Consider the following 18,233-nt stretch of genomic DNA (forward strand, 5'->3'; position numbering starts at 1 on the left):
GTTGTCGTCGAACACGCCATTGGCGGGATGAAATGTCTTCATAGTTTGGTACATCGCTCAAGAAATCATCTGACACATTTATTAGATACCTTTATTTATATTGGAGCGGGCCTCTGGAACTTTAAACTCTCATTGAAAACACCAACTTAGGTAGGGAACATGTCTATTAGATACCTTTATTTATATTGGAGCGGGCCTCTGGAACTTTAAACTCTCATTGAAAACACCAACTTAGGTAGGGAACATGTCTACTAGTAAGAGGGATGACTTCCGCTGCACTCAGCAAGCGATCACGATAGTTGGCAAAGCGCTTTCTTTCCTCTTCGCTGCTTTGCACTAAAAGGTCCGCTATATCTTGAATGCCATCGATTCTTGACTCGTAAGGTGAGGTTCTCTTGAGTTGTTTCAGTTCGATTTTAAGGTCGTTCTGTAACTGTCGCCGTTTCGCTTCTTGGCGCTTGAGCTTTTCCAGTGGCTCGGCCAAGCAGTAACTTGGAAGAACAAGACGAATCTTGCCGCACTCGGCGTCACTTAGGATGTTATCGCAGCTTTGCCATTGCTCCTGCGCAAATGCAAGTTCCAAAACAAAATTGGTTTCAACGTAAACATTCACGCCGGAACCCCATGGTCAAGGCTACCTCCCGCCACAGCATCATATAAGCCTGATTCAATCAGCCATTGTTGAGATGAATCTAGTGACCCTAGTGAGGCGTGAATAATTTCGCTTAACCAAGACGCGATAATCAGTTCAAAGCTCTGGCCACTAATCCGATTTCCCAAAATTCCCGCCCTCTTAAAATAAGGTTCGAGAATAGGACGCGCATCTATGGAATGAGTTGGCTCAATCTCTCCTGGATTTAAACCAGCATTTTTCCATAAATAAAAGCGGTCAGGAAAAGCCATCAGCAAATATGGCGCATTTGGATAGACGCCATGAGCCAAAATATTGCGGCGAAACTGAGCAGCCCATTGAGGTGATACTCCGATTTTGCTTTTTACTTCACCGACAAGAACAAGCTGCTGATCCCGTCCATAAACCTCAATATCCCAGCCATAATCCCGTCCTAGATAATATTGAGCGTGCGACATAAGTATTACTCCTTTAATCTCAAATTAACGCCCCAAGGGTCGAATCCCCACGCTCCCCCGAATCTTCTTCATGAACGGCGCACTGAACTCACGGGCCTTGGCCGCGCCTTCCTGCAAGGCGTCCTCGATTTTGTCCGGCGATTCCAGCAGCGCGTCATAACGCTCCCGCGCCGCCTTCAAATGCTCGTTCAGATACTCGAACAGCACGCCCTTCATTTCACCCCAGCCAATGCCTTCCTCGTAGCGGCGGCGGATGGCGGCGGTTTCTTCCTTGGTGGCGAACGCCTTATAAATGCTGAACAAGGTGCAGGTGTCCGGGTCTTTCGGCACGCCTGGTTCCAGCGAGTTGGTCTTGATCTTGTTGATGAGCTTGCGGAACGGCTTCTCCGCCAGGAACATCGGAATGATGTTGTCGTAGCTCTTGCTCATCTTGCGGCCATCCATGCCGAGCAGGGTGGCGGTGTCCTCGCTGATGACCGCTTCCGGCAGCCGGAAATGCTCGCCATAAATATGGTTGAAGCGCCCGGCGATGTCGCGGGCCATTTCGATGTGCTGAATCTGGTCCTTGCCCACCGGCACCTTGTGGGCGTTGAACAATAGGATGTCGGCGGCCATCAGCACCGGATAGTTGAACAGGCCCATGGTCACGCCCTTGTCCGGGTCGGATTCGCCGGAGTCCTCGTTGGCCTGCGCGGCGGCCTTGTAAGCGTGGGCGCGGTTCATCAAGCCCTTGGCGGTGACGCAGCTGAGCAGCCAGGCCAGCTCGGCGATTTCCGGCACGTCCGATTGGCGGTAGAACACCGCGTTGGCCGTGTCCAGCCCGAGCGCCAGCCAGGTGGCGGCGATTTCCAGGGTGGAGCGCTGGACCCGCTCCGGGTCTTGGCATTTGATGAGGGCGTGATAATCGGCCAGGAAATAGAACGGCAGCACGTCGTGGCGATGGCTGGCCTCGATGGCCGGGCGGATGGCGCCGACGTAGTTGCCGAGGTGCGGGGTGCCGGTGGTGGTGATGCCGGTCAGGACGATGGATTTGTTGGTCATTGGGATGATCGGGGGAAAAGGTTGTCGCAACGTCGGAGGCCGTTTATTTGATGGCCCTCCGCATGGGGAGGGAGGGGCCACCCGGCGGAAAGTTGCGCAATATGACATAAACCGGAACTCCTGCCAAACCCTTGCCGGGCGTGGCTTGGCACCCTTTGCTGCTAAAATGGACCGGCCCGAAACATAGGAGGATTGAGGTGGAATACGACGAAAAGCGCAAGTTCGCCCGCGTGCTGGCCGATGGCCCGGTGCGCTACCGTTTGGCGGGGAGCGGCGCTTATTGCGAGGGGAGCTGCTTAAACATCAGCGGCTCCGGCATCTCGTTCCGGGGCGGTTTGCCCCTGGCCATAGGCAAGGCGGCGGAGCTTAATCTGTTCCCGGAAAATCACATCATTCCGCCCCTGACCGCCTACATCGAGGTGGTCCGTTGCGAGCCGGGCGAGAATGGCGATTACCGGATCGCGGGCGCGATTCAGGGCATCAAAAGCGAATAACGCAGGATCATGTTCACCATCACCAAAGAGATTTATTTCTGCTACGGCCACCGCCTGATGGCGCACGCCGGCAAATGCCGCCATCTGCACGGCCACAGCGTCAAGGCGTCCATCACCGTGGCCGCGCCGACCCTGAACGAACAGGGCATGGTCTGCGACTTCGCCGACATCACCGCCGTGGCGGCGGCCTACATCGACGCGGAACTGGATCATAATTTGCTGCTGCACCGGAACGATCCCTTGGTGCCGACCCTCGCGGCGGCGGGCGAGCGCTTCACGCTGCTGGAGGAGCATCCCACGGCGGAGCTTCTGGCGAAAATGATCTTCGCCCATGTCAAAAGTCGTGGACTCAACGTCCAATCCGTGGCCTTGTGGGAAACCGCCAGCGCCTACGCCACCTACAGCGAACCTTGACCATCCCATTCATTCGATGAGTGCTTTTTATCCCGCCGAGAAGGCCTTTTGGCTGCACAAAGTCTGCGAGGCCAATTACCGCAAACTCGCTGATTTAATTCCCGACCTCTCCCAGATGGGCGATGCCGCCACGGCCCTGGCCGACGGCAAGCCGGCCCTGCATGTGCGCCTATTGGAGCGCTCCCCCTATACCCTGACTTTGGAGTTGACCCATGACTTCGCGGGCGGCTACGAGGCGCTGGCGGAACCCGCCGTGAAAATCCGCGTCTGCCTGGACGCCAAGACCGCCGAGGCGCTCAGCGACGCCACTCGGCCCAGTGTGCTGGACGCCTTGCGCCATGAAACCAGCGCGGGGGCCGTGCTGGATTACAAGTGGACCCTGAATTATTTCCTGGCGCGTTGGCTGGATCACTGCCTGTCCAGCGCATACCGCTTCGAAGGCGCTAGGGCTGGGCAGGCGGTTTGCGCGTGACCCGATAGGCAATTCGATGCCAAAACGAGGGCCGGATTGTTTCCTCATGGAAAATCAAATCCGGCCCTTTCTTTTTACAGCGCCTTGGGTAAGGGGGCACATGCCGCAGATTGAATGATAATCCATCGTGACCCGATAAACGGTATGGTGATTACGGGTATGGCCGGGCCACCATAAATGCATCTTTTTTGATGGGTTTCGTCTTTTAAGCGTGCGTTTTTGGGCAAGGCCATGATTATTGACAGGGCGGCTGAAACGCGAGACAAGTATTGGCTGGCTATGCGGAATCCATTATTACAGGCGATTTCCTGATTCTTCGGCATCCGCTAACCCGAATTTAAAATAATGGCGAGGGTTGTGAACATCCAATCGGGGAAATTTCGGACGCTTAGCGAGGCCGAGCAGAATGCGGGTCGAACCCTGTCGATTCAGCGGGTTTTTGCGCTGATGGCGCTGTTCAATGGCATGGTGCTGGTCGCGCTCATGGTCAGTTCGTTGTTGCTGATGGACGCCTCCAAGGGCTTGGACCGCACCAACGCGATTCGCTACCGCTCTTATCTGCTGGTGGACGAATTGCGGCAAAGCTCGGACGATCTGACCCGGTTCGCCCGGACCTATGTGGTGACGGGCGAACCCAAATGGGAAGGGCTGTATTGGGATGCCCTTGCCATCCGCAACGGCACCCAGCCTCGACCGGAACGATATGAGGCGATCTACTGGGACATCGCCGCCGTGGACTCGGCGTTTCGGGCCGACGCGCCGACGACGGCGGTGCCGCTCGCCAAGCGCATGGAGCAACTGGGCTTCACGGCGGGGGAGCTGGGCAAGCTCAAAGAGTCCGAGGCCAATTCCAATGAGTTGGCCAGCATCGAGAAAGCCGCCATGAATGCAATCAAGGGCGTGTTCATGGACCCGCTGGGCGAGTTCTCGGTCCAGGGCAAGCCCGATCCCCAATTGGCCCGCCGCCTCATGCACGACGGGGCGTATCACTTGGCCAAAGCCAAGATCATGCGCCCCCTCAGCGCCGCCTACGACCTGCTCGACGCCCGCACCGACCGGCTGGTCAAAGCCGCCATCCGGCTCCAGGACCAGTTCCTCGACCTCACCATTCTGTTAATCATTCTGCTGGGCCTGTCCGCCACGGCGTCCTACCAAATCATGGCGCGGCGCATCGTCCGGCCCCTGACGCTGCTGGCGGAGGAGTCCGAGCAAATCCTCGATGATCGTCCCGGCCAGGAATTGTCGGTATATTCCCGTGACGAGGTGGGGCTTTTGGCCGAGGCGTTCAACGCGGTGCTGCGGCGGATGCGCAGCGCGCTCAAGGAGGCGGACTCGGCCAACCGGCAGATGCGGGCCGCCCATAAGCAGATCGACGATTCCATCAATTACGCCGGGCTGTTGCAGCGCACCATCCTGCCGGAGCGGCAATTGATGCAAGCCTTCGCCGCCGACCATTTCGTGCTGTGGCAGCCACGGGACCAGGTGGGCGGCGATTTCTATGTGTTCCACAGTGACGACCAGGGCCGGTATTTGATTGGCATCGCCGATTGCGCCGGGCATGGCGTCCCCGGCGCCATGATGACCATGCTGGCGCGGGCGGGCGTGGACCGCGCCATTCAGCAAGTCGGCATCGCGTCCCCGGCGGCGGTGCTGACCAAGACCGACGAGGTCATGCGGGCCATGCTGGCGGACGCCCATTTGTCCCGCGCCATCGCCACCAGCACCGACGCCGGGCTGGTTTACGTGGACCGCGAAGCGGGCTTGCTGCGCTTCGCCGGGGCCAAAATCGCGCTGTATTGGAGCGATGGCGAGTCCGTCGAGGAGGTGAAGGGCGAGCGCCGCGCCCTGGCCGACCGGAAGCCCGGCCGTTACCAGGACCATGAAATGCCATTGTTGAAAGGCCGGACGTATTATTTGACCACGGATGGCTTTCTCGACCAGGCGGGCGGTGAGCATGGTTTCGGGTTTGGCGACAGCCGTTTCGCCGCCATGTTGCGCGACCATGCGGGTCATGCCTTGCCCGAGCAGGGCGCGGCGTTTTCTGGGATATTGGCCCAGTATCAAGGCGGGCTGGCGCAGCGCGACGATATAACGATTTTGTCTTTCCGTTTTAATTGACCGACAGCGACAGCCAAAGCTTATGAAACCCAATAGTCTTTATGCGTTGCGAGAACGCTTCAATGGCGAGCATATACTTATCTGCTTCAATGGTCCCATTTCCCGCAGTTTGATCGAGGAAATCGGCAACGCGCTTAGGAGTTACCTGCAATCCACGGAGGCCCATGCCTCGGCGGCCATGGATGTGTTCAGCGTGTATATCGAAATGAGTCAGAACATCCGCCATTATGCGGGCAGCCGGGGATATGATGACATGGAGTCCTCGGCGACGGTGGTCATCGCCAGCGACGATAGCGGCCACTACACGGTGTCCGCCGGCAACATGGTGGAAATGACCGATGGTCTAAACTTGGTGGCCCGAGTTGAGGCGCTGGCTGGCCTGGATAAGCCCCAGCTCAAGGCGGCGTACAAGGAGCAACTGCGCAAGCCCCGCGAGTCCGAGTCCAGCACTGGCGCCGGGCTGGGCTTGATCGAGATGGCCCGCAAGTCCAGCGCCCCTCTTGAGGCCACCTTGGACGACCTGGGCGAAGGACGGGCCTTTTTCAGCCTGCGTGCGGTCATTTAACTGGCATCCGATCATGAGCAGCGAAGCAATCAACCTAGCCATTCCCGGCACGCAATCCACGCCCGAAATCACGGCCAATTGGGAGGTCGGCGTGCTGACCATGAAGGGGGATTCCTACCCGGAAAACACCTTTGAGATTTTCGATCAAGTTATCAACTGGGTGGAGAAATATCTAGACTCTGCCCAGCGCCCATTAAGTATCGAGCTTTGTCTGATATACCTAAATACCAGCAGTATCCGGGCTATGATAGATATTCTCGATCTGCTGAAAGCCGCCCATGGTCAGGGCTGCGAGGTGGGTTTAAAATGGCTTTACGACTACCGGAACCATCGGGTGGCGAAATTGGCGGAGGAATTCAAAGAGGATTATACCTTCCCCTTCGAAATCCTTTCCTTCGGTGAATAAGATGCTGCCCCATTCGCACGGCGACGACCCTCTCGAAAAAACCATTGAGGCGTTATTGGCGGACGAGCAATACCTGGGGCATCCATTGCGCGAGGCATTATTTCAGCTATGGAATAATACCCGTGATCAACTGGCGAAGCTGGAGCGGATTACCAAAATCTCCGACCGTTATCAAAACATCGCTCAGGAGAAAGCCCGGTCGATGTCGGAGCGGTATAACCGGCAGTTGCGGCAGATCGAGAAAATCACCCGCATCTCCGACCGCTACCAACTCATGCTGCAAGACCTGAACATCGCCCTGAAGGAAGCCTCCACCCACGACCCGCTCACCGGGCTGGGCAACCGGCGGCTCATCATCGAGCGGCTGAAGCAGGAGGACGAGCGGGCCATGCGCCTCGGGCTTCCCTATGTGGTGGCCTTGATCGATGCCGACCGCTTCAAGCAGATCAACGACGAACACGGTCACGACGGCGGCGATCAAGTGCTGGTCGGCCTCGCGCAAATCCTGAAAAGCGGCCTGCGCGGGGTTGATTTATGCGGGCGCTGGGGCGGCGAGGAGTTTCTCGCCCTGCTGGTGGACACCAACGCCGAGTCCGCCCAGGCGGCGGTCGAGCGGATGCTGGTCGACGTGCGCAAGCTGACCATCCCCATGGGCGACAAGCTGTTGCCGGTGACGGTCAGCATCGGCTTCACCGAGCATCGGGCGGGCGAAAGCTATTTCGACACGATCAAGCGGGCCGACGCCGCTTTGCTGGAGGCCAAGCGCAGCGGCAAGGATAAGTGGGTGGCGCATTGAGCGGATGTAGGTCGGGCTTTAGCCCGACGCTGGGGCAGGCGCGGAGATAAGGTCAGGCTAAAGCCCGACCTACAATTTCAAATTTCAGGACCGTAGGTTTGCGATTCATCGTTACGGCGCACGGAGAAATCAACAGGAATAGCAAGCTTCTCGCGGTGTGCGCCTAGCCCGCCCGGCGGTTCCAATCCGCCGTCACGCAGCGCAACACCCCGTATTCATAGCGCCCGCCCAGCGCGTCGAACAGCGCTTTCATGCCGCGCCGCTCCTCTTCCGTCAAGGCTTCCCAAGCGGTCTTGATCTCCGCCGATTGCTTCGCGCTCAGCGTCGCCACGTCGCGCAATTCCACCTTGCCGTTTTCGATGGCGACCGCCAGATGCCCGTAAATCGTGGACGCTTTGAGTTCCCGTTGCGCGGCGATTTGCTCGACGTTCATCCCCAGCCGGAACAGCGCAAGGGTTTCGCCCACGGTGTCGTTCATGGCGGCTCTGGGCGCGGGCGCGGCGCCGTGTTCCCGGATCACCGCCAGGAAGTCCGCCCCGTAGCGCTCCAGCTTGCGCTCGCCGATGCCGGACAAGCGGCCCAATTCCGGGAGTCCCATCGGTCGCTTCTGCACCATGTCCAGCAACACCGAGTCGTGGAAGATCACGTAGGGCGGCACGTTTTGCTCCTCCGCCAGCCGCTTGCGCAGGGCACGCAGGGCTTCCCACAGCCGGTAGTTGTCCGGGTCGGCCAGGCTGGTGTTGCTGGTGGCGTTAGCAGAGGTGTCGCGGCGGGACGCCTTCTTCTCCTCGTCGCGCCGCAGCCGCACCTGCGCCTCGCCACGCAGCACCGGGCGGCAGGCTTCGGTGAGCTTGAGGGCGTTGTACGCCTCGTGGTCCACCATCAGATAGCCCAGGGTGATGAGCTGCCGGAACACCGACAGCCATTGCTTCTCGTCCAGTTCCTTGCCCAGCCCAAAGGTGCTGAGGTGGTTGTGGCCGAACCGCTGGATGCGCTCATTGTCCCGGCCCAGCAGCACATCGACTACATGATGGGCACCGAACCGCTGGCTGGTGCGGTAGACGCAGGACAGCGCCTTGCGGGCGGCGTCGGTGCCGTCCCAGGTCACGGGCGGCGACAGGCAGGTGTCGCAGTTGCCGCAGGGTTCGGGCAGTTCCTCGCCGAAATAGCGGAGCAGGGTTTGCCGACGGCAGGAGGTCACTTCGCAGAAGCCCAGCATGGATTCCAGCTTGTGGCGCTCCACCCGCTTGTGCAGTTCGTCGGCCTCGGAGTCCTCCACCATCTTGCGCAGCATGATGATGTCTTGCAGGCCGTAGACCATCCAGGCGTCGGACGGCTGCCCGTCGCGTCCGGCGCGGCCCGTTTCCTGATAGTAGGCTTCCAGGCTTTTGGGCAGGTCCAGGTGGACGACGAAGCGGACGTTGGGTTTGTCGATGCCCATCCCAAAAGCAATCGTGGCGACCACGACCACCCCGTCTTCCATCAGGAAGCGCCGCTGGTTGTGCTGGCGTAGCTCGGCGGATAGCCCCGCATGATAGGGGAGGGCGGTCAAACCCTGGCCGCTCAGGAATTCCGCCGTGTCCTCGACTTTCTTGCGGGATAGGCAATAGACGATGCCCGCCTCGCCGGGATGCTCGGCCCGGAGGAAATGCAGCAATTGGGCTTTGGGGTTCTGCTTCAGGCCGATGGTGTAGCGGATGTTGGGGCGGTCGAAGCCGCTGCAAAACACCTGCGCCTCTTCCAGCCCCAGCCGGACGATGATCTCCTGGCGGGTGCGCTCGTCGGCGGTGGCGGTCAGGGCGATGCGCGGGATGTGGGGGAAGCGCTCGTGCAGCAGGGAGAGCTGCCAGTAATCGGCGCGGAAGTCGTGGCCCCATTGGGAGACGCAATGGGCCTCGTCGATGGCGAACAGGCTCACTTGCGCCTGCCCCAGGGTGGCGAGGAAGCGCTCGGTGGTCAGCCGCTCCGGCGCGACGTATAGCAGGTCCAGCGAGCCGTCCAGGAATTGCCGCTCCACCCGGCGTTGATCTTCCAGCCCCAGCGTGGAGTTGAGGAAGGCGGCGTTGACGCCCAGTTGCCGCAGCGCTTCCACTTGATCCTGCATCAGCGCGATGAGGGGCGACACCACCACCCCGGTGCCGGGCCGGACCAGCGAGGGAATCTGGTAGCACAGCGATTTGCCGCCGCCGGTGGGCATCAGCACCAGGGCGTCGCCGCCGCCCACGAGGTGTTCAACGATGTCGGCCTGCGGGCCACGGAAACCTTGGTAGCCGAAGGTGGTGCGGAGAATTTGCAGGGGGCTGGGGGGCATGGTGGGAATCAGTTTTCCTTTTTGGCCAGGAGTGCTTTCAAACGCTCGACTTCGGCTAGGGCTTGTTCGGGGGCGATGGGGTGAATCAGCCGCCCCGGATGTTTCCGCAACGCCACCAAGGCCGTGCCGCCCCATCCCATCCGCTCATAAAAGCGCAAGGCCGCGTCGTTATTCCGGTCGGCCAGCAGTTGCAACCGGCTCACCCCGTGGTCGATGGCCCAGCCTTCCAGCCGTTCCAGCAAGCGCCGGCCAATGCCCTGGCCCTGACAATCCTCCGCCACCACCACGTCCTCCACCCAACCGGATAGACCGCCTTCCGCCGTGGAAACGACGGTCTGGACCGAACCCATGCCCACCACCCGGCCTTCGCGCTCGGCCACCAGCACATGGCCGTTCCCGCGTTGCAGAAGCAAACGCAGGCCCGCCCGTTGCCGTGACTCGTCGAAGGCAAAATCCGCCTCGATTCCGAATAGGGATTTCAGCAGGGCGACCATGCCGTCCACATCGCGGGGTTCGGCGGGGCGGATGAGGATGGACATCGGACTGGCGCGGCGGGCGGGCTAGCCGAAATGGCAGACGTAATCCAGGAATTCCACGGTTTCGATGTCGAACTTGCTATCGCCGGGCACCTGGAAGGATTCGCCCGCGCCGTAGCTCTTCCACTCGCCTTCGCCGTCCAGGCGCACACGGCAGACGCCGCCGACGATTTCCATGATTTCCGGTGCGCCGGTGTTGAAGGTCAGGGCGGAGGGGAAAATGACGCCGATGGTCTTGCGGGTGCCGTCGGCGAACAGGACGGTGTGGCTGACGCACTTGCCGTCGAAGTAGACATTGGCTTTCTTGACGACGCTGACCTGATCGAATTGGGACATGGGTTTCCTCTTGTTAAGCTGCGAAAGGAAACCATTATACGGGGCGTGCGCCGTCAGGAAACGGATTCTCCCTGGTCAGATAAGAATGACGAGAATCCCCAAAACGACCACGACCAGCGGAATTTTGTAGTACCACGCCAAAGCTTGCCAGGCCAAGCGGACGGCGGTGTATTGACGGTGGAGATAAGCCCGGATTTTGGGGAAGAGCTTGCTGTGACTGTGCCGCCAGAGCCAGCGCAGAGCCAGGAAGGCCAGGAACAGCTTGACCGGCGACATGGTCCAGGCCGTGACGATTTCGGCGTGGTAGGGGTCGAGTTCGAACCATTCCTCTATTTTGTCTTCGAGTAGCTCCTCGCTGCCTTCGACGGCGAAAAATATCGCTTCGCCGAACATTTCCAGCACTTCTAGGAGCAGGTCGAAAAACACTTCGCCCAGGCCGATGATGATGGCCAGTCCGCCACCGAACCAGAGCAGCGGCTTCCAGCTCGGCTCGACGGCGGGCACCGCATCCGCGTGTGGAGAGGGGGGAACAGGGGGTTCTTTGGAGTCTGGATCGGCCATGGTTCGATAGGGGGCGTGGGTGATTCGGCGAGGCGGAAGGGTAGCCGTGTTCCGCTGGTGGTTCAAGCACCCAGGTGAGGTTTGTGCTTGTTTTTATTAAATGTTTAGTGGATTGCTCGGGTAATCCAGTGGCGTGGGCGTTGGCCTGAACCGCGTAGGAATTGTTACGCCACCGTGCGGGAGTTGCCGTAATTCCGACCGCCCCGGCAGGTGGGGTAAAATAGAACTGTGCTATAGTTCGCCAGCGGCAGCGACCGGACCATCGGGGAATGATAGGCCTTGGAGCTAGTCCTTAAACGGGCATTCGAGTTGCAATCCCAGCGATCCATACCAAGAACCCGACCCATAAGAAACCATCGAGAGCTTCATGGAAATCAAAGAGTGGCTGCAGGTCTGGCAGTTTGAACACAATCCCTTCGTAATCTTCGACGCTGACCGTGATCCTTATCTGCAAACCGCCATGGTGGAGAACACCTCGTTACGGTCGGTGTTGCTACATATTGAAAAGCCCAGTCCCTATGTGATTTTCGCGATTCGCGGCGCTGGCAAATCCTCCATGCGGATCGACACCGAGCGGTATCTTAATGAATACCGGGACAAGGTGCTGGCGATTCCTTATGTGGAATTCAACGAATTACTGGCGGAAGTGTCGAGGGCGCGGCGGCTGCCGATGGAATACGCCATGGGCAAGTCCGCGCTGACCCGGATTATCAAGCGCAAAAAGGAAGAACTGCTGCCCCGCGAGGGCAAGCTCACGCTGGACGACCACCTCGACTACATCCTCAAGCTGTGCATCGAGGCGCTGTACGACGCCATCCGTGAGGCGCAGAAGGAGGACATGCTCAAGGACAACCGGGAAATCGCCGAAAAATTCATCCTGTTGATGGCGCTTTATTATTCGCCCAGCGATTTGTCCGGCAAGGTCACGGCCCTGCGGCGCTTGCTGGAAATCGCCGACAACAAGAAGCGCAGCAATTTCTTCACCAAGAATCAATCCAAGGCGCTGGCGGCGGAGATTTACCGCAACATCCGGGGCGTGCCCGTCTCGCTGGAGGGCACCTTCAAGATCATTCAGGAAATCGGGCCGGGCCTGTTCGAGTTCCACGGCATTCCGCGCACCACCGAGAACCGCTTCACCCTGCTCAAGAGCTTCATGGAGCTGGTGCTGTACTTCGGGCTGGCGGGCGTTTATCTCTTGGTGGACCGGGTGGACGAACCCACCAGCATCAAGGGTGACCCGGAAAAGATGCGCGAACTGGTGACGCCCATCCTCGACGACCAGCTTTTCCAGATCGACCACTTGGGCATCATCCTATTCCTGCCCTACGAGTTGCACGACCTCAAGAAGTATTACCGCAGCGACCGCATCAAGACGATCTCGTCCATCAGTTGGTCCCCCGACAACATGATCCGGCTCATCGAGAAGCGCATGAACGTGGGCCGCAAGCCCGGCAGTCCGCCCATCCAGTTGTCCGATGTGTTTGAGGAGGATGGCGAGAGCAAGGCCCAGTTCATCGTCCGCCAGTTGACCCCGCGCAACGCCTTCCGGCTGCTCAGCATCATTGTCGAGGAACACTGCCAGACGGTGATCTACGGCGTGAAGATTTCCACCGAAGTCTATGAGTCGGCGGTGCAGCGTTATTTGATCGAAAAGGAAGGCTATTAAGCCCGACCGCTTCGATTCGCTGAATTGAAAAAGGCCCGACGCGATGAGCGCCGGGCCTTTTCGTTTGGGTGGCCTTGTAGGCCGACTCGGTTTTGAAAACCGAGTCGGCCTTTGCCGCCGTTCTAATCCGCCGAAAGCACCCGCGTATCCCGCCAATACGGTCGCCATTCCACCTGTTCCAGGGCGTCCATTTCCCTCTCCAGCAAACCGATGGCAATCCGCAGCAGCGCCTCGTCCAAGGCATCCTTGGCGGCGCGGAGCTTGGCCCGCTCGGAAAGCTTCAAATCCTCGACCGTTTCCGCCGCCTCAATGGCCTGGAGGGCTTGGCGCAGCAGTTTCGCGGTGGCGCAGGCTTCGTCGTAGGTGGGCGCTTTTCTTGGAATCATGGGGGGCCGCCGTCGTCATTTCCACAGCAAGCTTGCCAGCAGAATCGCGGCGGGCAAGGCCAGCATCGCCCAGGCGAAGAACCGCAGCAGGAAGGCCGGGGTGTTCTGGGAGACGGACGCCCAGCCCGCCCAGCCGATATAAGCGCCCAGCGACTCCGCCCGCCAAATCACGGCGATCAGCACCGCGATGGGAACACCGACCGCGACCGCCGACCTGAATCCGGCGGCGTGCGACATGACCACCAGGTAGCCCGCGCCCAGCATCAAGGCCAGCCAATTCCCAATCATGACGGTCTGCCTCCGTGATGGGTCTCGCCATCCTCGCCGATGACTTCGGCGCGGTAACGCCAGACCCGCACAGTATCCGACCAGTGATTCGCCGGTAGGCCCGCCTTCATTTTGAGATGGGCCAAGAACTGCGCCGGATCGGGCAGCGATTCCCACACCGCCGGGAGGAAGGTGCCGCGCCGGTGGCCGTCGGCCAATATCAAGCCATCCTCGAACTGCACCATCTGTGCCAGCAAATCGGCTTCGGAAGCGACGGGGAAAGGCTCGGGCGATGTCAGCAGGGAAATATGCAGTTCGAGCCGGTCGCACTCGCCATCGCTGACCGGCGGGAAGCGCGGGTCTTGGAACGCGGCGGCATAGGCATTGTGGCTGACATCCACCACCAAGGGCCGGTGGGCTTGCAGGCTGCCGATGCAGCCCCGTAGTTGCCCATGCAAGTTCAGGGTGACGAAAGTGGCCCGTTCGATGCGGAGTTCCGGCGCGTACCCGTCCAAATCGACTGGCAGTGGGTGGCGATGGGCCAGACCGTGGCGTATCGACTGCCGGGACAGGTCAAGGAGCAAGCGGCCCTGTTCGGAGCTTAGCCCGCCATTAGGGTTATTCGAAGACATAAGAGCCATACCCCACGACTTTATCCTTGCCGCCGGCGGTGTCGCCGGAATTGCGGAGATCGACGGTGCGGGCCGCCAAGCCCCGCCGCTGGGCCAGCCGCAACAAGCCATTCACCGGCACCCGGCCACAGGCCGATTCGTAGCCGATGTCCTCCGGGCGTAGTTGCTCGATGGCCGCGCTGGTGGCCTGGTCCATGCGCTGGGCGGTGGCGTAGTCGTGGTAATGGCTCAGGTCGGAACTGATGACGATCAAGGTTTCCGGGCCACCCCACAGCCGATCCAGCACCGTGCCCACTTGCTCGGGCGTGGCGTCGCCCGCCACCAGCGGAATCAAGTCGAACTCGCCCAACACTTCCTGTAAGAAGGGTAAGTGGACTTCCAGGCTATGCTCCTGGGCGTGGGCCTGATCCAACAACCCCACGTAGGGCAAATCGGAAATCTTCCCCAGCGCCTCGCGGTCTATAGGCACATTCCCCAAAGGACTCCCGTAATAATCGGCGCTGGCGAAGGCGATGCCCCGGAACCCCACCCGGTGGGATGGACCCATCAACACCACTTTGCGGATGACCTTCTTGGCGGACGCCAGCAGGGCATAGGCGCTGGCCGCCACGGGGCCGGAATAGACATACCCGGCGTGCGGCGCGATGATGGCTTTGGGCGGCTGACCAGTGCTGGCCGCCTGCCGCAGAAAGCCTTGAACCATGGTCCGCAATTCGTGGCTGTCCTTGGGATAGAAAAGTCCGGCGACCGCCGGAGGGCGTATGGTGTTCATGATGAATTACCGTGTTCAAATCGGGCCAGCCTAAGCTGGCGGCTTTCCGTTCGCATGGGGGCATTAAAGCCCATGTTATTCCCTTAGATTAAGTATCGAGGCAGGAACGCAGCGTTGCTTGAATCCTGTTCAGGACCGACGCAACCGACCGTTCGTGTTGAGGTATCGAAGCATGAACGGTCGGTTGCCTCTGCCTTCACCCTTCGACACCTCAGGGCGAACGGCAGAGGCAACACCACCTTGCGTAAGTCCTGCTGTTTCAATCCAGTGAGTACAGGTGAATTATGAACCCGAACCTTGATTCCACAGAAGGGTTTCCCACCACCTATTGGCGTGCCTTGGACGATGGCCGCACTGAATGCACCATATGTCCGAGATTCTGCAAGCTGCACGAAGGCCAGCGGGGCTTGTGCTTCGTGCGCGGGAATGTGGGCGGGAGGATCGTGCTGCTGTCCTATGGCCGGTCCAGCGGATTCTGCATCGACCCGATTGAAAAGAAGCCGCTGAACCATTTTCTGCCCGGCACGCCGATTTTTTCGTTCGGCACGGCGGGCTGCAACCTGGCCTGCAAGTTCTGCCAGAACTGGGACATCAGCAAGTCCCGCGAAATGGATTCGTTGCTGGACCAAGCCGACCCCGCGTCCATTGCCCTCGCCGCGCAGCAATTGGGCTGCCGTAGCGTGGCCTACACCTACAACGATCCCGTTATCTTCCATGAATACGCGATTGATGTGGCGAAGGCGTGCCGGAAGCTCGGCATCAAATCCGTGGCCGTGTCGGCGGGTTATATGTGTGCCGAACCCCGCGTCGAGTTCTATCAGCACATGGACGCGGCGAATATCGACCTCAAGGCGTTCACCGACCAGTTCTACCACACGGTTTGCGGCGGGCATTTGCAGCCGGTCTTGGAAACCCTGCAATACATCAAGCACGAAACCCCGGTGTGGCTGGAAATCACCACGCTGCTGATTCCCGGCGAGAACGATTCGGACGCCGAGTTGGACGCCCTGACCGCGTGGGTGGCGGACAAGCTGGGACCGGATGTGCCGCTGCATTTCTCGGCTTTCCACCCCGATTGGAAAATGCAGGACAAGCCCCGCACCCCGGCGGAAACGCTGCTCCGGGCGCGGGAGATTGCCATGCGCAACGGCGTCCGTTATGCCTACGTGGGGAATGTGCATAACAAGGCGGGCGACAGCACGTATTGCCATCACTGCGGACAGCTTTTGATCGGGCGGGATTGGTATCAGCTATCCGACTGGAACCTGACGCCGGAGGGCGCGTGCAACCAGTGCGGCACGCGCTGCGCCGGGGTATTCGAGGCGCGGGCGGGAGCGTGGGGGGCGAAGCGGGTGCCGGTGAGTATGAATCGGGCAGTGGCCGTCGGCTAGCTAATCCGGCCCAAGCACCGTATTGCGCGGCGGCTGCGTTTCATCCAAGCCCAGATAATCCAGCGTGAAATGCAGCCCCCGGCTTTCCTTCCGCAACAGCGCCGAGCGGATAATCAGTTCCGCCACGATGACCAGATTCCGCAATTCCAGCAAATCGCTGGTGACGCGGAAATGGCCGTAATAATCGGCGATTTCCTGCTTCAACAATTCCACCCGCCGCAAAGCCCGCTCCAGGCGCTTGTTGGTGCGGACGATGCCCACGTAGTCCCACATGAAGCGGCGGATTTCATCCCAGTTGTGGGAAACCACCACTTCCTCGTCCGAATCGGTCACTTGCGATTCGTCCCACTCCGGCAGTTCCGGCGGAATCGGGCTATCGGCCAGTCCCGCCAAAATATCGTCGGCGGCTTGCTTGGCGAATACCAAGCATTCCAGCAGTGAATTACTCGCCATGCGGTTGGCTCCGTGCAGGCCCGTGCAGGCCGCTTCACCGGCGGCGTACAGACCAGGAAGGGTGGTGCGGGCGTGGCTGTCGGTGAGGATGCCGCCGCAGGTGTAATGGGCGGCGGGCACCACCGGGATCGGTTCGCGGGTGATGTCGATGTTGTATTCCAGGCAGCGGGCGTGAATGGTGGGGAAGTGGCTCTTGATGAAATCCTCGGGCTTGTGGGAAATGTCCAGGAACACGCAATCCGCGCCCAGCCGCTTCATTTCGTGGTCGATGGCGCGGGCCACGATGTCGCGGGGGGCCAGTTCGCCGCGTGGATCGAAGCGCGGCATGAAGGGGGAGCCATCGCGCAGGGTCAAGCGGCCACCTTCGCCGCGCACCGCTTCGGAAATCAGGAAGGAGCTGGCGTGGGGGTGATAAAGGCAGGTGGGATGGAATTGGATGAATTCCATGTTGGCGACCTGGGCACCCGCCCGCCACGCCATGGCGATGCCGTCGCCGGTGGCGATGTCCGGGTTGCTGGTGTAGAGGTAAACCTTGCTGGCTCCGCCGGACGCCACCACGACGAAGCGGGCGCGGAAGGTCTTCACCTTGTGGGTCTGCGAGTCCAGCACGTAGGCACCCAACACCCGCTGTTCCGGCAGGCCCAGCTTTGTGGCCGTGATGAGATCGACCGCGTTGTGATGCTCGAAAATCTCGATGTTGGGATGGGCGCGGGCGTGCTGCTCAAGGGAAGTTTCCACGGCCCGCCCGGTGGCGTCGGCGGCGTGGACCACCCGCCGGTGGGAATGGCCGCCCTCGCGGGTCAGGTGCAAATGGTGGCCGCCATTCTCCGATTCCACCTCGGTGAAGGGCACGCCGCGCTCCAACAGCCAGTCGATGCACGCCTTACCCTGCGACACTACCAGCCGCACGATGTCCGGGTCGCACAGTCCGCCCCCGGCGATGAGCGTGTCCTGGATGTGGGATTCGATGGAATCGCCCGCGTCCAACACCGCCGAAATGCCGCCCTGCGCATAAAGCGTGTTGGTTTCAGTCAGGGCGGTCTTGGAAATGACGGCGATCCGCGCATGGTCGGCCAAACGTAGCGCCAAGCTGAGGCCAGAGGCGCCGCTGCCGATGACCAGAACGTCGTGAAGGGTGGATGACATGGGTGGAGGCCGGTGGTGAGTGTGTTGTCATCGTACTGTAAAACGGGTTGGCCTCAAACAAAACGGGCCGTGTCGGGATGAGGCTCGTGTTTGGGAGGCGCTCCATTGCCCGATTATGGTCAGCCGCTTGGCCGATGACTGGCATACAATGACAGGCCCATGGTTGTTTAACGGTCTTGGGCCGGTGGGGCCGGGTAAAAGCGATTATTGTGAATAAATCGCCAATAGTTAGGCTCGATAAAGCCGGACGCTAGGCGGGACCACTCATTGAACAGCGCTTTCCAAACAACGATAATGCCCCATGGTGGACCGGGCCTTGAGCCGAGCGCCTGGATGCCGGAGTCGGGCGTTTCATCGTTGATGGACATACCAAAAAATCCA

Annotated in this window: 22 protein-coding genes; 9 read left to right on the forward strand and 13 right to left on the reverse strand. The window is 60.2% G+C overall.

What is annotated here, in order from left to right; all coding sequences use genetic code 11:
- Nucleotides 1-214 precede the first annotated feature (214 nt).
- Genes ACXWUF_RS00835 through ACXWUF_RS00845 form a run of 3 tightly spaced genes read right to left on the reverse strand, consistent with a single transcriptional unit; the run spans nt 215 to nt 2,130 of the window.
- Nucleotides 215-613 (reverse strand): PIN domain-containing protein, encoded by a 399-nt coding sequence (locus ACXWUF_RS00835; RefSeq protein ID WP_458492748.1) that lies wholly within the window; start codon nt 611-613, stop codon nt 215-217.
- Nucleotides 610-1,089: a hypothetical protein gene (locus ACXWUF_RS00840; protein WP_458492749.1), complete on the reverse strand. Its 480-nt coding sequence runs from the start codon at nt 1,087-1,089 to the stop codon at nt 610-612. Before ACXWUF_RS00840 ends, ACXWUF_RS00835 begins: the two co-directional genes overlap by 4 nt.
- 24 nt (nt 1,090-1,113) lie before the next feature.
- A complete protein-coding gene (locus ACXWUF_RS00845) occupies nt 1,114-2,130 on the reverse strand; it encodes a tryptophan--tRNA ligase (RefSeq protein WP_458492750.1) in 1,017 nt (338 codons plus the stop codon).
- Nucleotides 2,131-2,327: 197 nt separating this feature from the next.
- Here ACXWUF_RS00845 and ACXWUF_RS00850 point away from each other — a divergent pair, with 197 nt between their 5' ends.
- The 7 genes from ACXWUF_RS00850 (at nt 2,328) to siaD (ending at nt 7,395) form a co-directional block, all read left to right on the forward strand.
- On the forward strand, nt 2,328-2,624 hold the full coding sequence (locus tag ACXWUF_RS00850) for a PilZ domain-containing protein (protein WP_458492751.1): 297 nt from the start codon (nt 2,328-2,330) through the stop codon (nt 2,622-2,624).
- Nucleotides 2,625-2,633: 9 nt separating this feature from the next.
- Nucleotides 2,634-3,038 carry a 6-pyruvoyl trahydropterin synthase family protein gene (locus ACXWUF_RS00855; RefSeq protein ID WP_458492752.1) on the forward strand — a complete coding sequence of 135 codons (405 nt, stop codon included), beginning with the start codon at nt 2,634-2,636 and terminating at the stop codon, nt 3,036-3,038.
- A 16-nt stretch (nt 3,039-3,054) separates the two neighbouring features.
- Nucleotides 3,055-3,510, forward strand: coding sequence for a DUF1249 domain-containing protein (locus ACXWUF_RS00860; RefSeq protein ID WP_458492753.1), 456 nt, complete (start codon nt 3,055-3,057; stop codon nt 3,508-3,510).
- 357 nt (nt 3,511-3,867) lie between these two features.
- On the forward strand, nt 3,868-5,628 hold the full coding sequence (locus ACXWUF_RS00865) for a SpoIIE family protein phosphatase (protein WP_458492754.1): 1,761 nt from the start codon (nt 3,868-3,870) through the stop codon (nt 5,626-5,628).
- Nucleotides 5,629-5,650: 22 nt separating this feature from the next.
- Nucleotides 5,651-6,193 (forward strand): biofilm regulation protein kinase SiaB, encoded by a 543-nt coding sequence (gene siaB / locus ACXWUF_RS00870; protein ID WP_458492755.1) that lies wholly within the window; start codon nt 5,651-5,653, stop codon nt 6,191-6,193.
- A gap of 13 nt (nt 6,194-6,206) precedes the next feature.
- Entirely contained in the window at nt 6,207-6,599 is a 393-nt protein-coding gene (gene siaC, locus ACXWUF_RS00875; protein ID WP_458492756.1) for a biofilm regulation phosphoprotein SiaC, read from the forward strand.
- A 1-nt stretch (nt 6,600) separates the two neighbouring features.
- Nucleotides 6,601-7,395, forward strand: coding sequence for a biofilm regulation diguanylate cyclase SiaD (gene siaD, locus ACXWUF_RS00880; RefSeq protein ID WP_458492757.1), 795 nt, complete (start codon nt 6,601-6,603; stop codon nt 7,393-7,395).
- 163 nt (nt 7,396-7,558) lie between these two features.
- Here the strand turns inward: siaD and recQ are convergent, their stop codons facing one another.
- The 4 genes from recQ to ACXWUF_RS00900 all read right to left on the reverse strand — a co-directional run bounded on the left by recQ (nt 7,559) and on the right by ACXWUF_RS00900 (nt 11,139).
- On the reverse strand, nt 7,559-9,706 hold the full coding sequence (gene recQ, locus ACXWUF_RS00885; protein ID WP_458492758.1) for a DNA helicase RecQ: 2,148 nt from the start codon (nt 9,704-9,706) through the stop codon (nt 7,559-7,561).
- Between the two features lie 8 nt (nt 9,707-9,714).
- Nucleotides 9,715-10,245: an N-acetyltransferase family protein gene (locus ACXWUF_RS00890; RefSeq protein ID WP_458492759.1), complete on the reverse strand. Its 531-nt coding sequence runs from the start codon at nt 10,243-10,245 to the stop codon at nt 9,715-9,717.
- A 21-nt stretch (nt 10,246-10,266) separates the two neighbouring features.
- A complete protein-coding gene (gene ppnP, locus ACXWUF_RS00895; protein ID WP_458492760.1) occupies nt 10,267-10,578 on the reverse strand; it encodes a pyrimidine/purine nucleoside phosphorylase in 312 nt (103 codons plus the stop codon).
- Nucleotides 10,579-10,653: 75 nt separating this feature from the next.
- Nucleotides 10,654-11,139, reverse strand: a complete 486-nt coding sequence (locus ACXWUF_RS00900) for a hypothetical protein (RefSeq protein WP_458492761.1) — start codon at nt 11,137-11,139, stop codon at nt 10,654-10,656.
- Nucleotides 11,140-11,506: 367 nt separating this feature from the next.
- Between ACXWUF_RS00900 and ACXWUF_RS00905 the strand changes: the two genes are divergently transcribed.
- Nucleotides 11,507-12,805, forward strand: coding sequence for a hypothetical protein (locus ACXWUF_RS00905; RefSeq protein WP_458492762.1), 1,299 nt, complete (start codon nt 11,507-11,509; stop codon nt 12,803-12,805).
- Between the two features lie 122 nt (nt 12,806-12,927).
- Here ACXWUF_RS00905 and ACXWUF_RS00910 read toward each other — a convergent pair whose 3' ends face one another.
- Genes ACXWUF_RS00910 through amrB form a run of 4 tightly spaced genes read right to left on the reverse strand, consistent with a single transcriptional unit; the run spans nt 12,928 to nt 14,862 of the window.
- Entirely contained in the window at nt 12,928-13,191 is a 264-nt protein-coding gene (locus tag ACXWUF_RS00910) for a hypothetical protein (RefSeq protein WP_458492763.1), read from the reverse strand.
- A 15-nt stretch (nt 13,192-13,206) separates the two neighbouring features.
- Nucleotides 13,207-13,479, reverse strand: coding sequence for a hypothetical protein (locus tag ACXWUF_RS00915; RefSeq protein WP_458492764.1), 273 nt, complete (start codon nt 13,477-13,479; stop codon nt 13,207-13,209).
- Entirely contained in the window at nt 13,476-14,090 is a 615-nt protein-coding gene (gene amrA / locus ACXWUF_RS00920) for an AmmeMemoRadiSam system protein A (RefSeq protein WP_458492765.1), read from the reverse strand. Before amrA ends, ACXWUF_RS00915 begins: the two co-directional genes overlap by 4 nt.
- A complete protein-coding gene (amrB, locus tag ACXWUF_RS00925; RefSeq protein WP_458492766.1) occupies nt 14,077-14,862 on the reverse strand; it encodes an AmmeMemoRadiSam system protein B in 786 nt (261 codons plus the stop codon). Before amrB ends, amrA begins: the two co-directional genes overlap by 14 nt.
- Nucleotides 14,863-15,146: 284 nt before the next feature.
- Between amrB and amrS the strand changes: the two genes are divergently transcribed.
- On the forward strand, nt 15,147-16,253 hold the full coding sequence (gene amrS, locus ACXWUF_RS00930; RefSeq protein WP_458492767.1) for an AmmeMemoRadiSam system radical SAM enzyme: 1,107 nt from the start codon (nt 15,147-15,149) through the stop codon (nt 16,251-16,253).
- Here the strand turns inward: amrS and nadB are convergent, their stop codons facing one another.
- Both nadB and ACXWUF_RS00940 read right to left on the reverse strand, forming a co-directional pair.
- Entirely contained in the window at nt 16,254-17,852 is a 1,599-nt protein-coding gene (gene nadB / locus ACXWUF_RS00935) for an L-aspartate oxidase (protein WP_458492768.1), read from the reverse strand.
- A gap of 167 nt (nt 17,853-18,019) precedes the next feature.
- Complete coding sequence (locus ACXWUF_RS00940) at nt 18,020-18,220, reverse strand: hypothetical protein (protein ID WP_458492769.1); 201 nt, start codon at nt 18,218-18,220, stop codon at nt 18,020-18,022.
- Nucleotides 18,221-18,233 lie beyond the last annotated feature (13 nt).

It is taken from the genome of Methylomagnum sp., from assembly GCF_054333355.1.

Bases quoted from the DNA above. Each gene is read 5' to 3' on its own strand.
- ACXWUF_RS00845 (WP_458492750.1), bottom strand. From the start codon at position 2,130: ATGACCAACAAATCCATCGTCCTGACCGGCATCACCACCACCGGCACC.
- ACXWUF_RS00855 (WP_458492752.1), top strand. From the start codon at position 2,634: ATGTTCACCATCACCAAAGAGATTTATTTCTGCTACGGCCACCGCCTG.
- ACXWUF_RS00860 (WP_458492753.1), top strand. From the start codon at position 3,055: ATGAGTGCTTTTTATCCCGCCGAGAAGGCCTTTTGGCTGCACAAAGTC.
- amrB (WP_458492766.1), bottom strand. From the start codon at position 14,862: ATGAACACCATACGCCCTCCGGCGGTCGCCGGACTTTTCTATCCCAAG.
- ACXWUF_RS00940 (WP_458492769.1), bottom strand. From the start codon at position 18,220: ATGTCCATCAACGATGAAACGCCCGACTCCGGCATCCAGGCGCTCGGC.
- ACXWUF_RS00890 (WP_458492759.1), bottom strand. From the start codon at position 10,245: ATGTCCATCCTCATCCGCCCCGCCGAACCCCGCGATGTGGACGGCATG.
- ACXWUF_RS00840 (WP_458492749.1), bottom strand. From the start codon at position 1,089: ATGTCGCACGCTCAATATTATCTAGGACGGGATTATGGCTGGGATATT.
- ACXWUF_RS00910 (WP_458492763.1), bottom strand. From the start codon at position 13,191: ATGATTCCAAGAAAAGCGCCCACCTACGACGAAGCCTGCGCCACCGCG.
- siaC (WP_458492756.1), top strand. From the start codon at position 6,207: ATGAGCAGCGAAGCAATCAACCTAGCCATTCCCGGCACGCAATCCACG.
- amrS (WP_458492767.1), top strand. From the start codon at position 15,147: ATGAACCCGAACCTTGATTCCACAGAAGGGTTTCCCACCACCTATTGG.
- amrA (WP_458492765.1), bottom strand. From the start codon at position 14,090: ATGTCTTCGAATAACCCTAATGGCGGGCTAAGCTCCGAACAGGGCCGC.
- ACXWUF_RS00905 (WP_458492762.1), top strand. From the start codon at position 11,507: ATGGAAATCAAAGAGTGGCTGCAGGTCTGGCAGTTTGAACACAATCCC.
- nadB (WP_458492768.1), bottom strand. From the start codon at position 17,852: ATGTCATCCACCCTTCACGACGTTCTGGTCATCGGCAGCGGCGCCTCT.
- ppnP (WP_458492760.1), bottom strand. From the start codon at position 10,578: ATGTCCCAATTCGATCAGGTCAGCGTCGTCAAGAAAGCCAATGTCTAC.
- ACXWUF_RS00900 (WP_458492761.1), bottom strand. From the start codon at position 11,139: ATGGCCGATCCAGACTCCAAAGAACCCCCTGTTCCCCCCTCTCCACAC.
- siaB (WP_458492755.1), top strand. From the start codon at position 5,651: ATGAAACCCAATAGTCTTTATGCGTTGCGAGAACGCTTCAATGGCGAG.
- recQ (WP_458492758.1), bottom strand. From the start codon at position 9,706: ATGCCCCCCAGCCCCCTGCAAATTCTCCGCACCACCTTCGGCTACCAA.
- ACXWUF_RS00915 (WP_458492764.1), bottom strand. From the start codon at position 13,479: ATGATTGGGAATTGGCTGGCCTTGATGCTGGGCGCGGGCTACCTGGTG.
- siaD (WP_458492757.1), top strand. From the start codon at position 6,601: ATGCTGCCCCATTCGCACGGCGACGACCCTCTCGAAAAAACCATTGAG.